This is a genomic window from Leeia oryzae DSM 17879, from assembly GCF_000376945.1.
Classification (GTDB): Bacteria; Pseudomonadota; Gammaproteobacteria; order Burkholderiales; family Leeiaceae; genus Leeia; species Leeia oryzae.
Window position 1 is genome coordinate 22,309 of the sequence record NZ_AQXU01000025.1, and the last position, 14,957, is coordinate 37,265.

The following is a 14,957-nucleotide window of genomic DNA, read 5'->3' on the forward strand; positions in this document are numbered from 1 at the left end:
GCTCGCTGACTGGCCAATGCCCTGATAGTACGGGTCAGCCCAGAATTTTCTGCGCCGCCTGATATCCCCACCAGGAAGCCTCTTCGAATAGCGACAGGCCAGACAGGTCCGAATGCGCAAACAGGAGACGTCCATCCTGCTTGCGCAAGGCAGCCAGCCCCGCATTGTGCAAGAAGCCCACTGCCGGCGTCGCCATCGCGTGTCCACGTACCGTGATCTCAGCATACTGCGCATGTCGCCATAAGCGCGGACGACCATACACCTCATCCAGGTCTACCATGGCGGCATCAAACAAATCGGCAGGTTTTGCAGCCAGCAACCACTTTCTGGCGGCATCGGGCGAGAATTGCGGCAAGTTACGGTAGGCGGTAAAGACCGTCCGTTCAGGCATGGCCTCCCGAATCCACTGATGGGTTGCCACCACATAACCCAAACCGTCGCTGCCTGCGCGCACATTATCCCAGGCCAAAGGCTCCCCATCCTTCTCTGGCGGAAATCCCTGCAGGACCAGATTGGTCACCAGCCATGGTGCGTGTGGAGGCATCTGCTGAGGCACGTCAAATCCGTAATCGGACAGGGAGACCAGATGCTTCAGCACATGCAGCGGCATGGCACAAATCACGCGTCTGGCGGCAATCGTCATTCGTGTTTTACCGGCAAGCACATCCACTGTGACATTATGCTGGCCTTCCTGAATGCGGATGGCACTGCCGGCCATTACATTAGCAGCTGGCAGCCGGTTGTACATCCACTGCGTTAACCGGCCCAGACCCTCTGGCCAGGTCAGCAATCCGCCATCGGCCCCATTGCTTGCATGGCCATCCCGGCAGGCAAAGTAATGCAACCCGGCCCAGGCAGACACGTGCGTACACCCCGCTCCATAATCATCCCGGCAGGCATAATCGAGATACGCCCTCAGCGCGCTATCCGTGTAACCTTGCTGATCCAGCCAACGGGAGAACGGCATCATGTCGAGACGTCGCCAGTCATCGTCCTGTGACGACAGCACCAGCGGAATATCAAAAAGGCGCAAACCGTCCGACCCCTTTTGCGTTTTCAGCTGCTCCACCCACCGGAAAAACCTGGCTTGCTGCCGGGCAGATTCACTATGGGCGGCGACCGGGGCAATGACCCCGGGGGACCATTTGCCGTCAGCCCAGATACGCTCATCGGGCGCGTGCAAAATGGCCGCTTCATCATAATAGGGATGGCTCTCATGCTCGCCGGAAACCAATACCCCCATGTCGGCCAATAGCTCTCGCACATGGGTAGAGGAACGGGTCGGGAAAGGCAGATAATGCGCGCCCTTTGGGTAGCGCAAGCCACGACCGGCATCCCCGTAGGCGGTATTCCCTAATGGCTCCGGACCGCTTAGCAGCAGGTAATTTCTGTAATCATGCTTTTGCAACTGCCATGCAGCTGTCAGACCCGCAACGCCACTCCCCAGAATCAAGGTATCGACGTCACGATGTTCCGTTGCAGCAGGCCATGCATGCGCATCCCTGAGCTGATGCCCTAGCGCCATACCCGGCATGTCTACCCGGACCGGAATCTCCAGCCCCGGGAACGCATGACAGGCACTCACCCCTGCAGCCGTCGCACCCAGTAGCAGAAACTGGCGACGGTCCATCAGCGGGATACCTCATGCCAGTCCTGCTCGAAATAATGCACCAGCGACTGGTTGTCCAGCCGGTTGGGTTCCATTTTCAGGGGCGACATATCTGCAGGGAACCGGAACATGCGCCGGGTTTCATCGTCATCCAGGTATTTCAGCGGGATGGGGTACTTCGCCGGCGGGGTAAAGTCTTTGGTCTTGCCTGCCAGAATAAATCCCCACTCCCCGAACGACGGCACATACGTATGGTAGGGCCAAGTGTTGAAGCCGGCCTCTTTCAGCGTGGCATCGATGCACCAGAAAGAACGAGGGGCAAAATACGGTGAGGTCGACTGCACCACCAGACGGCCATGTTCGGCCAGATGGTGTGACATCAACCGGAACATCGGCACAGAATACAGTTTGCCCAGACCAAAATTCGACGGGTCCGGAAAATCCACCACGATGGCATCAAACATGCGCGAATGCTGTTCCAGCCACTGGCCGGCATCTTCATTGACGACCGTCACCCGCGGGTTACGCAGCGATCCTTTGTTGAGCGCCGTCAGTCGGGGGGACGTACTGAACAGCTGGGTCATCGCCGGGTCCAGATCCACCAGCGCAATGTGTTCGATCTGCGGGTACTTCAGCAGTTCACGTACAGCCAGACCATCCCCGCCCCCCAGCACCAGCACCTGTCTCGCCCATGGCAGGCTGGTCAGCAACGGGTGCACCAGTGCCTCGTGATAACGGTGTTCGTCTTTGCTGGAAAACTGCAGGTTACCATTGATGTATAGCCGCAGGTCATCCTTCCATTGCGTCACCACCAGCCGCTGGTAAGGCGTGGTGGTCGAATACACCACTTCGTCGCCAAACAGGCCGTGTTCCGACCAATGGGTAATCCGGTCAGCGTACAGAAAAGCCGCCAGCAGACCGCCCAGAATGACCCCGCCTTTGACCAGACGGGCCGTAGACGCCGCAATGTGCTGCCGGTACAAATGGGTCGTCCATAATGCGACCGCCACATTGCACATGCCAAACAGCAAACCGGTCCGGATCATCCCCAGTTGCGGCGCCAGCACCAGCGGGAACAACAGCGATACGGCCAGCGCCCCCAGATAATCAAAGGTCAGTACCTTGCTGACCAGATCCCGCAGCGCCATCTGCTGCCGGTCCAGCACCCGCATGACCAGTGGAATCTCCATCCCGACACACACGCCGATCAGAAACACCAGCGCATACAACACCGAGCGGAACGGCGCGGACAGCCAGGCAAACACCACAAACAGCAAGGCGGCCGAGATCCCGCCCAGCAAGCCCACCAGCAACTCGATATCGACAAACCGGGTGAGCGCATCTTCGTCACGGATATATTTGGAGAAATGGGAGCCCACCCCCATGGCAAACAGGTAACAACCGATAATGCTGGAAAACTGCAACAGGGAATCGCCCAGCAGATAGCTCGACAAGGCCCCGGCAATCAGCTCGTAAGCCAAGCCGCATGACGCCACCACAAACACCGAAAACACCAGCAACCGGTCCACCATGACACATCCCGTCAGCGCTCTGATCAACAGGCTCAGAGGGTAGCCGAAAATCCGCAGCAATGACACGGCTTTCTGCGAGTTTTCATCGGCCAATACGCCAACAGCATGCAGACTTTGCCAAAAACCCCATAAGCGACTAGGATGTCACCTTATAAGCCACCCATTTACAAGAGGCATACAGATGATGCACCTGGAAGGTTTCTACAGTTATCTGCTGTATCTGCTGAGCGGTTTTGCGCTGCTGGCCGCGTTTGTGGTGATCTATACCAAAGTCACCCCGATTGACGAAATCGACATGATCTGCAAGGGCAAGGCATCCGCCGCCCTCTCCTTTGGCGGTGCCTTTCTCGGCTTCTCGCTGACACTGGCCTCCAGCGTACTGCACAGCAACACTTATTATCTGTTTCTGGTCTGGGGCATCATCGCCATGCTGGTCCAGTTACTGACTTACGTCATCATCAGCCGGCTGATCCCTTCGCTCAACACAGAGCTGGACAACAACAACGTGGCCATGGGCGGGCTGGCGGGCACTATTTCGCTCACGGTCGGCATCCTGAATGCCGCTTGTCTGTCCTGAATTCAAGTCGGATCTCAACCAATATAGTCTGGAGTTAAACATGGGACTCGGTTCGTTTATCAAGAAGCAGTTTATCGATATCCTGCAATGGACAGAGGATACCGACGGTGTACTGGCGTGGCGCCATCCGATGGAAGACTTCGAAATCCAGTACGGTGCCAGCCTGACAGTGCGCGAATCGCAAATGGCCGTCTTTGTCGATGAAGGCAAGATTGCCGATGTCTTCGGCCCGGGTACGCACAAGCTCACAACCCAGACCCTGCCCGTTCTCACCTACCTGAAAAACTGGGACAAGCTGTTCGAATCCCCCTTCAAGTCAGACGTGTACTTCTTCAGTACCCGGCTGCAATTGGGTCGCAAATGGGGTACCCCGCAACCCGTCACCATCCGTGATCAGGATTTCGGCATGGTGCGTCTGCGCGCATTCGGCATGTATTCTTACAAGCTGGCGGATGTCAAAAAATTCCATACCGAAATCAGTGGCACCCGCGACCAATACACGCGTGACGAGCTGGAACAGCAACTCAGGAATCTGGTGGTTTCTACCCTGACCACCACCCTGGGCAGTGGTGCAGTTCCGTTCCTGGACATGGCCGGCAACCAGCTGGAAGCCGGCAATCAGGTCAAGGCCGCACTGGTATCCGTCTTTGACCAGTACGGTCTGGCGCTAGACAACTTTGCCATCGAAAACATCTCCCTGCCGGAAGAACTGCAAAAAGCCATTGATACCCGCATTTCCATGGGCATGATTGGCAATATGGGTACCTATACCCAATATCAGACCGCACAGGCCATTCCACTGGCCGCCCAGAATGAAGGTGGTCTTGCAGGCATGGGCGCGGGTCTGGGAGCCGGCCTGCAAATTGGCCAGGTCATGGCACAAGCCCTGCAGCCCGGACAAGCCGCGCCCCAGGCAGCAGCACCGGCAGCCCCGGCTGCGCCACCGGTGGCGGACGAAAACGAAGCCCGCTTGCTCAAGCTAAAAGGCATGCTCGACAAAGGCTTGATAACCCAGGCAGACTTTGACACCGCCAAAGCAGAAATTATCAAAAAGATGATCGGTTAAGTCCCCATGTTCCAGACTGCTTGCCCATCGTGTGGCGCCAATGTCAGCTTCCGTTCGGCAACCTCTGCCATGGCGGTATGCGAATACTGCCATAGCACCCTGTTGCGGGAGGCCGATGCCGTACGCGATGCCGGCAAGATGTCTGCCATCATCGAGGACTACTCCCCTATTCAGATTACCGCGTGCGGCATGTGTGCCGGGCAGGCCTTCCAGGTGATTGGCCGCATCCAGCTGCGTTATGAGGACGGGTTCTGGAACGAATGGTATATCTGGCTGGATGATGGCAAAACCGGATGGCTATCCGACGCCAGCGGCCAGTACGTGGTCAGCTTTCAGGATGGCATCGCAGAAGAAGCACAAGCGTTTGCAGAGCTGGTTCCAGGCAGCACCTATCTCTACAAAGACAATGTCTACTTTGCCTCGGATGTCCGTACCGCCCGTTGCGTCGCCGGCGAAGGAGAACTTCCCTTTCAGGTCGGCCAAGGCTGGGAGGCCAAGGTAGCCGATTTCCGGACCGGCACCCAGTTCCTGACGCTGGACTATTCTGAGCAAACACCGCCAGAACGCTTTACCGGCAAGGCCTACACGCTGGACGAGCTCAAGATGGAACGCCTGCGGGATGACAGCCTGATTCTGGAAAAGGCCGGCAAGATCAAAGGTAAAACCACCTCCCTGGCCTGTCCGAGCTGTGGCTCAACGCTCAGTTATCAGGCCGGTGCTGCGTTTCATCTTGTCTGCCCGGGTTGCAGCAGCGAAATCGACTGCTCCACCGATCAGGCACTGGTGCTGGAAAAGCATACCCAGCAAAGCAATGTCACCAGCACGCTCAAACTGGGAGACGTCGCGAAAATTCAGGGAGTGGAATGGCAGCTTATCGGCCAGATGAAATGCCAGGAACCCGACCCCGAAGAACCCTCCACCTGGTGGGAGTATCTGCTGTATCACCCCAACAAAGGCTTCATGTGGCTGATCGAGACCGATGAGGGCTGGGAACAGGTGCGTGTACTAGATAACTGGCCAACGCGCATCAGTGGCAACCAGATGCCCTATCAGAACACCACCTTTACCCATTTGTACGACTACCCCTCCAAAGTCATTTATGCGGCAGGTGCCTTTAACTGGCGTGTAAAGGTGGGCGACCAGACCCGTATTTCCGACTACCAGAAAGGTGACCAGAAACTGACGCTGGAAACCAGTGCATCCGAACTGAACTGGAGTATGGCCAAAAAAGTCCCGGCCCAAACCGTAGGCGAATGGTTTGGCAAACCGTTAGCTGCGCCAGAGAAGTCATCCGGCAGCACAAGCTCAATCTCGGGCTCCCCGCTGTTTGGCATTGCCAAGACGATCACCTGGGTTTTTATCGGGGTCAACCTGGCGGTATGGGAATCGTATGATGGCAGTCTGATGGTGATCGTGGCAGGATTGGTTTTACTGTGGCTACCGGTATTGGTCAGCCTTGGACGGGATAAATAACACCATGCCAAAACTCGTTTATGTCGTCTACGCCCTCATCATCACCATCGGCAGCACGGCGATCAACATGCAGGAAGATACCTCGGCCACCGGCAAGTCCAGCCGAAGCTGGAGCGGCAGCAATCGCGGCCTGTCAGGTGGCAACTGGTACTCCGGCGGTAATCACAAATAACCTGTGCACATCATCAACCGCTGATGATTAGCGGGCAGTCAGTGCCTTTTGCAGCCATAGCAGCTGGTCTGGCAGCAAAGCCTCCAGGTCCAGATTCATGCCAGACATCATGCCGGTATGACGGCTCATCAGTAGACCATGCAGGCTGTTGAATAGAAACACCAGTCGGGAGGACAGCGCATCTGGTGCCAGCACAATGCCTTCCTTGGCCAAAGACACTCGGACAATACGTCTTGCCTGCGCCAGCGCACGCAACATCTGCACTTGCAGTGCAAACCCCAGCGGTGCGAGCGCGGTCTGGCGGAATGACTGATACCAGAGCGGCTTTTGCATCACCAGGGCATACAGATTAAAACGGGAGAGCGCAAAGCTCATATAGTCGCTCAGCAGCACCGGCAGTTGGTCGCCCGCGTGTGCAGACAACACTTCATTGAGCTCCCGATAAAACCGGGTACACACCAGCAGCAGCACCTCGTCTTTGCTTTCAAAGCACTTGTACACATTGCCCACCGACATATCCAGCCGCTTGGCCAGATTGATCATGGTCAATGCATCACTATCTGCTTCCAGCAAAATGGCAAACGCTGCTTCGGCAATATTTTGCCGGAACAACGCCATATTTCTCTTTGGTCGAACCATGCAGCCACTACCCCGTACGCGAACAATTCACCGGCGAACAATGCCACTTCCCAGACATATCATAGCAAGCAGCACGTATCCCCAACGTGTGCAAATAGCCAATAAATATCAACAGATCGCCACTCATGCTATGGCCCGCACAAAAAATCCCTTACAATCGACCGTTCTTGGATTGTAAGGGATTTCAACATGGCAGCAATAGGTTTCATTGTGCTCAGTTATCTGATTGGCTCGATTTCATTCGCCATTCTGACGAGCAAATGCTTTGGTCTACCCGATCCAAGAACATTTGGCTCCAAAAATCCTGGCGCCACCAACATGCTGCGTACCGGTAACAAGAAAGCTGCGGCCCTGACGCTGCTGGGAGACGGTGCCAAAGGCTGGCTGGCCGTGTTCATTGCACAACACTGGGGCAGTCAGTACGGACTCTCCCACGAAGCGATGGCAGGCGTAGTGCTTGCCGTCACACTCGGGCACATGTGGCCGGTCTTTTTCAGCTTCTATGGCGGTAAAGGCGTGGCTACCGCACTCGGCATCCTGCTTGGCCTAAACCCGTTACTGGGGTTGTCTAGCCTTGCGGCTTGGGTCATTACCCTGAAGCTGTCCAAGATTTCATCCTTGTCAGCCCTTGTGGCCGCCCTCTGCACCCCGATCTTTGCCCTCTACTTTCTGGGCACACAGCCAGAAACCGTCGCACTGGTGATTGTTTCTATCCTGTTGATTTATCGACATAAACGCAATATCCAGGACTTGCTAAAAGGCAAAGAGAGCAAAGTCAGCAAAACCTCTTGATGCCTGGCTGGTCATGACACAGTACGGTCACACTTGCCAGCACAAAACAAAAAGCCCTCAACACATGTTGAGGGCTTTTTTGATGCTTGTAACCACAACCACGCATTTCCAGAGGTGGCGTCGCAAGAAGCTTAACTCTTTTTGGGTTTCTCATCTTCCGGCAACGGTGGCAAGGCATCCAGATCAATCGCCTCAGCCTGGCTAAAGTCAATCTCATCCACCTTGGTCGGTACTGCCGCTGTTGGCAATTTAGCTTCCAGGTCCAGTTCAATTCTTGCTGCAGCGTTGTTCTCTGCAGGCTTGCCCCGCCCTTCAAAGCCAGCTGATGGCGACTCGATACCTGGCTCATCTTTCAACCAGACTGACTCAAACTCAAGCGTATTATTCTCAGGCGTTGGCGCTTTGTCTGTCTCAGCAGCTTCCGCAACAGCAGCGGGTTCTTCAGGCACCACGGGGACCGCGACTTCTTCCACTGGTTCGGCTGCAGCAGGAACCGCAGCAGCTTGCACCGGAGGTGCTTCTTTTACGGGTGCCGTAGCAGTCTTGCTGCTTACCGCATCCATTTCTGCCTGCATTTCGCTGACTTTGTCCCAGATAGGCAAACCAAATGCGATTTCCTTGAAACGCTCGGCCAAGGCAGCAAATGGCGCTGCCATTTTTTGTTTTTTGTAAATCTCGAACAACATCAGCCACAAGTCGAGATGGTACGGATTCTTATCGATTTCTTCGCGCAATAGCGAAATCGCATGCTCATTCCAGCCATGGGACAAAAACACCTGCGCTTCTTCCACTGCCCAGCGCTCGGCGTCATCCACCACAATGGATGCATCCCCTCCCGCTGGCGCTAGCGGCGCTTCAGACGCTGTGGCAGCAGGCTTTGTTGCAACAGCAGCGGCCGCAGCAACGGTAACCGGTGCGCCAACTGCCGCAGCAGGTGCAACAGTCGGGCGTACATTCGCTTCAGGCAGACTGGCAGCTGCCATCAGCTCTTCGTCAAATGTCCAGTTTTGCGCTGGCTTTTTGCGGCGATAAAACCACATGCCCGTACCGCCAACAATCAGACCAGATAGTGCAAGCCACCAACTTCCAGGCAGGGACATGACGGATACGTCCGCCGCTGCCTTGGCTTTGGCCTCTGCCTGAACAGCCTGAGACTTTGCAGCGATCAGATCCGCAGCAGCCTTTTGCTGCTGTTGAACCTGCTCTGCTTTCAGCTTGGCCATTTCCTGGCGCATCTGCTGAATTTGTGTTTGCATCTCGACCAGATAAGCCAGCTGATCGTCAGAATTGATGATGTTGAGCTTCTGGCGAAGTTTGTCACGCTCTTCTGGTGACAGGTCCTTGACGGACGGCACCAGCTGATAACTCAATTTCAACGGGGCCTTGCCTGCATCGGTCGGTACATCTGCACCACCGGCATGATTTTCTACCGATACGCTCAAGCGGCCTTTCTCATTAGCGGCTTGCGGAGCCTTCTCGGCAACAGGTGCCTGTGCTGGCACCGGGGCAGGCTTCTGGACTGGTGCATTTTGTGCAGCAGCGGCCCTATTCATGGCCGCCAATGTGCGCTTCAGCGCCCGTGTCGAAGGCAAGGTCAGTTTCCGTCCCTCTTCCAGAGGCTCTGCAGCTGAAGCTATGTCAGGATTCTGCTTCAGTACCCGATCTTGCATCAGGCGCTGCAGCCTTCTGTCTCCAGGGTAACGGCTCTTGGCAATCCGCTGCAACGTTTCACCATTAGCAACCACCCAGACATTACTTGGTATTTTCTTGACCGGCGCCTTGCCAGACGACGGCAGATTGACCGTCCCGGCAGAAGGAATGCTGACAGCAACCGGCTGCTGCATTTCTGTCGGGTCCAGCAAAATCGGGAAATCGCGCGTGACTGTACCCACGCCAGAACAGTTGATCGTCAGTGACAAGCGGAGCAATGGCTCATTGATTGGCTTGCGCGTCGCCAAAAATATGTTGGTAACACTTTTGCTTTTCTCTACCCGGAGACTGGCTTGCCGCAAATGTGACGCATCTTCCCCGCCTTCGGAGTCCAGATGAATGCAGTTACTGTCGATCTGTTCATCATCTTTTAGATAAACGGGGATGGTCGCAGAAAATGGAAAGCCCAATTTCGAGCGGACATTAATCTCACCCAATTGCAATGCACTAACGCATCCGGCTGTCCATAACATACCCAATCCAAATACATGCGGGAGGTATTTGTTGAAGACATAGCGGTGCATCTTGGATTGTGGGGTGGATGCAGTCATATAGGATCAAGCTAAATGTTAACAAAGAGAAGTATTAGCCATATGTGACTTCATGTGCAACTGTTTACGGACAATTTAAGATAAATTTTAAATTTTCCCGGCATATACGGCGAATCTTGCACAATAAATACACATATAGCGTGTATTTAATTAATTTGCTCACAAATGAACGCAAGGCAATCATGCGATGAATCACATAGAAACGATTCATCCCGACAATTGAACAATAGATGGTTTTTGCAGAATTACAAATACAGCAGATACAAAAAAACCCGAAAACACAATGTGTATCGGGCTTTTATGCAAATGGTGCCGGTTAGAGGAATCGAACCACTGACCTTCGCTTTACAAGAGCGCTGCTCTACCAGCTGAGCTAAACCGGCATCAAATTAGACAGCTATTTTACCAACTTTAATCCGGGTTTGGAAGTGCTTTTTTCAGATTTCTCTATTTTTTCTTCAATATTCTGGTTTGCACCCGCAAATTCCGGATCATCCGATATCTCAAACATCATTCCGGTATCGCTCTCGCGAGAATAGATGGCACGCACTCGATGAATGGGGACATACAATTCTTGTGCAACCCCATTAAAGCGGGCAGAAAACGTAATTGCATGATTATCAATTTGCAACCGTTGTACTGCACGTGCACCAATATTCAGGACAATTTCGCCATCACGCACAAACTGGACCGGAACAATCGTCTGAGGCGACACCGCGACTGCAATATGCGGGGTTTCACCGGCATCAGTACACCATTCGTAAATCGCGCGGATAAAATACGGTGTCGTCGAAAGTTGATCGCTCACTTACGCATTGCCTTTTCAGAAGCAGTCAGTGAATCAATAAATGCCTGACGGCTAAACAGCCGCTCAGCGTATTTAAGTACTGGCGCAGCAGTTTTTGGCAGCTCGATGCCATAATGCTCCAGGCGCCACAGCAACGGGGCAACCGCCACATCCAGCATGGAGAACTCTTCACCCAGGATGAACTTCTGCTTGGTGAAAATGGGTGCCAATTGCGACAGACCATCACGGATGGCTGCACGTGCCTTGTCCAGGTTTTTGTCTTCTTTTTCCAGAGACTCGACATGAACAAACAGCTCTTTTTCAAAACGGTACAAGAACAGACGAGCGCGAGCACGCATGATAGGGTCTGCAGGCATCAACTGTGGATGCGGAAATCTTTCATCAATGTATTCATTGATGATGTTGGATTCATGCAAAATCAGGTCACGTTCAACCAGAACCGGCACCTGGTTATATGGATTCATCACGGCCAGATCTTCAGGCTTATTGTGAATGTCCACATCAACGATCTGGAAATCCATGCCCTTTTCAAACAGGACAATCCGGCAACGATGGCTAAATGGACAGGTTGTGCCCGAGTAAAGTGTCATCATAATGAGAAAAACTTCCAGTCAAAACAGAGATAAAGGATGATTCTACCAAACTCGGGGGTGCAATTTCCAGAACTATCTCTTAACCCATTGATTTACAATAAAAAAACGGAGGCAAGCCTCCGTTTTTCATTTTGCACCTGCAGATGCCTGATTAATGGATTTCTTTCCAGTAATCACGTTTCAGCAAGTAGACAAATGGCAACAACAAGATACCCAGGAACAGCAGGACTGCATAGCCCAGTTGTTCACGCAGGTTTTGGTGTGGCTCACCCATCCATACCAGGAAGTTCACCAGATCGCCAACTTTCTGATCGTAATCAGCTGTATTGGCTTTGCCGCCAGACAGGCTGGTCAGCGTACCGGCTTTTACCAGCTCAAGCTTTTCAAGCACTTGAACACTCTGGCCTTCTGCATTTTTCTCGGTTTTGAACACAGCGTGCTGTTCGCCTTGCAGTTCCCACAGCACATGCGGCATGCCCACTTTGTCAAACACCACGTTATTCCAGCCTGTTGGACGGGATGGATCGCGGTAGAAGCTGCGCAGGTAGGTATACAGCCAGTCTGCACCACGTGCACGTGCAATCACGGACAAATCCGGTGGGGTCGCACCGAAGAAACCTTTGGCTTCTTTCGGGTTCAACGCAACCTTCATCGGGTCAGTCACTTTGTCTGCGGCGAACAGCATGTTGTCTTTGACTTGCTGGTCGGGAATCCCGATGTCAGCCAGGCCATTGAAACGCATGGCTTGTGCAGAGTGGCATGACAGGCAGTAGTTCGCAAAGGTTTGCGCACCACGCTGCAGTGACTCCAGGTCGTGTGTATTCACATCGAACTTGTCCAGCGTCGGGCCACCTTCATTTGCCATGGCAAACATCGGAACCACACAGGCCAGGGCAAGTATTTTTTTACTGATTGACTTGAATTTCATGACTTGTTCCGTTCCTTACATGGTCACGCGGCTAGGCACAGGCTTCACTTTGTCGATCTTGGTGTAGAACGGCATCAAGTAGAAGAAGGCGAAGTAGATCACGCTATAAATACGGGCCAGTACGGTGCGAGAAGGTGTAGAAGGCAGAACCCCCAGATACCCCAAGCCACAGAAGGCAACCACAAACAATGCCAGTGCAATCTTGTAAATATTGCCACGGTAGCGGATAGACTTGACCGGGCTACGATCAAGCCATGGTAACAGTGCAAAAGAAATCACTGCCAGGCCCATCAGGGCAACGCCCGGGAACTGGGAACCGAACAATGGCGGAATGGCACGCAAGATGGCATAGAATGGTGTGAAGTACCAGACTGGTGCAATGTGCGGCGGTGTCTTCAGCGGATCAGCCGGGAAGAAGTTGTTATCTTCCAGGAAGTAGCCACCCCCGGTAGGGAAGAAGAACAAGATCGCAGAGAACACAATCAGGAACACCACAACACCATAAATATCCTTGATGGTGTAGTAAGGGTGGCTGTAGATTGCATCCAGATACAGACCGGTTTTAGGATCTTTAGGCTGTTTCTTGACTTCTACACCGTCCGGGTTGTTTGAACCCACTTCATGCAGCGCCATCAGGTGAGCGGCAACCAGGCCAATCAGCACCAGCGGCAATGCAATCACGTGCAGTGCGAAGAAACGGTTCAGGGTAACGTCAGACACAACGTAGTCACCACGAATCCAGACAGCCAGATCAGGGCCGATGAATGGCACAGAGCCGAACAGGTTCACAATCACCTGGGCGCCCCAGAATGACATTTGACCCCATGGCAGCAGGTAGCCCATGAATGCCTCACCCATCAGGGCCAGGAAGATCATGACACCGAAGATCCAGATCAGTTCGCGTGGTGCCTTGTACGAGCCGTACAGCAAACCGCGGAACATGTGCAGGTAGACCACCACGAAGAACATGGAAGCGCCGGTAGAGTGCATGTAGCGGATCAACCAGCCGCCAGGAACGTCACGCATGATGTATTCCACCGCATAGAATGCGGTTTGTGCATCAGGCTTGTAGTTCATGGTCAGGAAAATACCGGTCACAATCTGAATGACCAGCACCAGGGCTGCCAGTGAACCAAAGTAGTACCAGAAGTTGAAGTTTTTAGGCGCAGCGTATTTGCCCCATTGTTCTTCCCACATCTTTGTCAGCGGGAAACGGGCATTCACCCAGCCTAGCAACTGATCAGCTTTGCTATTGTTCGACATTTAATTAAGCTCCCTTGCCATCGTCACCAACCAGCAATGTATTACCAGTCAGCTTGTAAGGTGGAATTTCAAGGTTGATTGGTGCTGGAGAACCGGCAAACACGCGGCCAGCCAGGTCAAAACGAGAACCATGGCAAGGGCACAGGAAACCGCCCTTCCAGTCAGCACCAAGATCGGCTGGACCCACTTCTTTGCGAAGTGTTGGCGAACAGCCCAAGTGCGTACAGACGCCCAGCGCCACGAAGATCTCTGGTTTTACAGAGCGTCCTTCGTTTTTGGCATAATCCGGCTGCTGAGGCTGCTCGGATTTAGGGTCTGTCAGTTTGCTGTCCAGTGTTGGCAAGGCAGCAAGCATTTCTGGTGTTCTGTTCAGAACCCATACTGGCTTGCCACGCCATTCAACCACCAGCAACTGGCCCGGTTCGATTTTGCTAATGTCGACTTCCACTGGTGCACCAGCCGCTTTTGCGCGGGCACTAGGGAACCAACTTGCTACAAATGGGGTCGCAACCCCAGCCACTGCAGCTCCTCCTAACACGCCTGAAGCGGTAAGAAGAAACCGGCGCTTTCCACTATCAACTACTTGATTGCTCATCGCTCGTTTCCCGCCATGATCTAAAACTTTTCTATTCTAACGCAAAGAGGAGGATTCCTTAACCCTCTAGCGACCAAAATTGTGACAATTTGCCACAAAGTACATCAATCTCTGCTTACATTTCCTGCAACCGGCACCCCTCTGCGCAGTGCATTGATGGATTGCTCCACCTTGTACACGGCAATCCTGCCAGGGCAAAAGTAGTCATCGTACAGAACGTTAAGCTGTCTGTTGACGGCCCATTTCTTGAAAAACACCCATTGACTGTTATGGGGTTCACGCCATGTTTTGCTTCTGTCATCGCCAATGGCGTAAAGCTTTTGCTCGCGGGTCGCGCATCGCATGCCTTCGCGCGTCACGTTTACGGCGCCGTTTTCGCTGACAACACGCATGGTGTAGTGCACGACACCGTCTTTGGTGATTTCAAGACTCTTGGCATCAATGTAGAAGGTATTGGTCGTGGCAGACGTGACAGTAAACTTCAGCCATTCCGGATTCTCCGGATATGGCGGAAGCTGTGTCTTCACCTCTTCCCAGGGCATGTCATCCGGCTCTTCCAGCACGGTTTCTTCTGCATGGGCAATATGCGACAGCATCAAACCAGATACAAACCACATAAAGAGTTTGAACATAGCATGTTTCATGGCGG

General features: G+C 53.6%; 15 protein-coding genes and 1 tRNA gene. 5 read left to right on the forward strand and 11 right to left on the reverse strand.

The annotated features are described in order from the left end of the window. Positions 1–34: 34 nt before the first annotated feature. A complete protein-coding gene (locus F552_RS0113550; RefSeq protein WP_018152288.1) occupies positions 35–1,630 on the reverse strand; it encodes an FAD-dependent oxidoreductase in 1,596 nt (531 codons plus the stop codon). Further along, positions 1,630–3,141, reverse strand: a complete 1,512-nt coding sequence (locus tag F552_RS0113555; protein WP_026182721.1) for a polyamine aminopropyltransferase — start codon at positions 3,139–3,141, stop codon at positions 1,630–1,632. Before F552_RS0113555 ends, F552_RS0113550 begins: the two co-directional genes overlap by 1 nt. A 181-nt stretch (positions 3,142–3,322) precedes the next feature. Between F552_RS0113555 and F552_RS0113560 the strand changes: the two genes are divergently transcribed. The 4 genes from F552_RS0113560 to F552_RS20580 are packed head-to-tail and all read left to right on the forward strand — an operon-like array spanning position 3,323 to position 6,429. Then, positions 3,323–3,718, forward strand: coding sequence for a DUF350 domain-containing protein (locus F552_RS0113560; RefSeq protein WP_018152290.1), 396 nt, complete (start codon positions 3,323–3,325; stop codon positions 3,716–3,718). Between the two features lie 40 nt (positions 3,719–3,758). Next, complete coding sequence (locus tag F552_RS0113565) at positions 3,759–4,784, forward strand: SPFH domain-containing protein (RefSeq protein ID WP_018152291.1); 1,026 nt, start codon at positions 3,759–3,761, stop codon at positions 4,782–4,784. 6 nt (positions 4,785–4,790) lie between these two features. Further along, positions 4,791–6,257: a DUF4178 domain-containing protein gene (locus tag F552_RS0113570; RefSeq protein ID WP_018152292.1), complete on the forward strand. Its 1,467-nt coding sequence runs from the start codon at positions 4,791–4,793 to the stop codon at positions 6,255–6,257. A gap of 4 nt (positions 6,258–6,261) precedes the next feature. Beyond that, complete coding sequence (locus F552_RS20580; protein ID WP_018152293.1) at positions 6,262–6,429, forward strand: hypothetical protein; 168 nt, start codon at positions 6,262–6,264, stop codon at positions 6,427–6,429. A gap of 27 nt (positions 6,430–6,456) precedes the next feature. Here F552_RS20580 and F552_RS0113580 read toward each other — a convergent pair whose 3' ends face one another. After that, on the reverse strand, positions 6,457–7,068 hold the full coding sequence (locus F552_RS0113580) for a TetR/AcrR family transcriptional regulator (protein ID WP_083917514.1): 612 nt from the start codon (positions 7,066–7,068) through the stop codon (positions 6,457–6,459). A gap of 189 nt (positions 7,069–7,257) precedes the next feature. Here F552_RS0113580 and plsY point away from each other — a divergent pair, with 189 nt between their 5' ends. Further along, complete coding sequence (plsY, locus tag F552_RS0113585; protein ID WP_018152295.1) at positions 7,258–7,860, forward strand: glycerol-3-phosphate 1-O-acyltransferase PlsY; 603 nt, start codon at positions 7,258–7,260, stop codon at positions 7,858–7,860. Positions 7,861–7,991: 131 nt separating this feature from the next. On the opposite strand, the gene F552_RS0113590 is transcribed toward plsY, so the two are convergent. The 8 genes from F552_RS0113590 to F552_RS19420 all read right to left on the reverse strand — a co-directional run bounded on the left by F552_RS0113590 (position 7,992) and on the right by F552_RS19420 (position 14,952). Next, a complete protein-coding gene (locus F552_RS0113590) occupies positions 7,992–10,043 on the reverse strand; it encodes a type IV pilus assembly protein FimV (protein WP_033375649.1) in 2,052 nt (683 codons plus the stop codon). Between the two features lie 385 nt (positions 10,044–10,428). Further along, a tRNA-Thr gene (locus tag F552_RS0113595) sits at positions 10,429–10,504 on the reverse strand. Positions 10,505–10,518: 14 nt separating this feature from the next. Beyond that, on the reverse strand, positions 10,519–10,929 hold the full coding sequence (locus F552_RS0113600; protein WP_018152297.1) for a ClpXP protease specificity-enhancing factor: 411 nt from the start codon (positions 10,927–10,929) through the stop codon (positions 10,519–10,521). Then, complete coding sequence (locus F552_RS0113605) at positions 10,926–11,522, reverse strand: glutathione S-transferase N-terminal domain-containing protein (protein WP_018152298.1); 597 nt, start codon at positions 11,520–11,522, stop codon at positions 10,926–10,928. Before F552_RS0113605 ends, F552_RS0113600 begins: the two co-directional genes overlap by 4 nt. 151 nt (positions 11,523–11,673) lie before the next feature. Next, complete coding sequence (locus tag F552_RS0113610) at positions 11,674–12,450, reverse strand: cytochrome c1 (protein ID WP_018152299.1); 777 nt, start codon at positions 12,448–12,450, stop codon at positions 11,674–11,676. Positions 12,451–12,465: 15 nt separating this feature from the next. Continuing rightward, on the reverse strand, positions 12,466–13,713 hold the full coding sequence (locus F552_RS0113615) for a cytochrome b (RefSeq protein WP_018152300.1): 1,248 nt from the start codon (positions 13,711–13,713) through the stop codon (positions 12,466–12,468). 4 nt (positions 13,714–13,717) lie between these two features. Continuing rightward, positions 13,718–14,308, reverse strand: a complete 591-nt coding sequence (gene petA / locus F552_RS0113620; protein WP_026182722.1) for a ubiquinol-cytochrome c reductase iron-sulfur subunit — start codon at positions 14,306–14,308, stop codon at positions 13,718–13,720. A 104-nt stretch (positions 14,309–14,412) separates the two neighbouring features. Beyond that, positions 14,413–14,952: a CNP1-like family protein gene (locus tag F552_RS19420; protein WP_083917515.1), complete on the reverse strand. Its 540-nt coding sequence runs from the start codon at positions 14,950–14,952 to the stop codon at positions 14,413–14,415. Positions 14,953–14,957 lie beyond the last annotated feature (5 nt).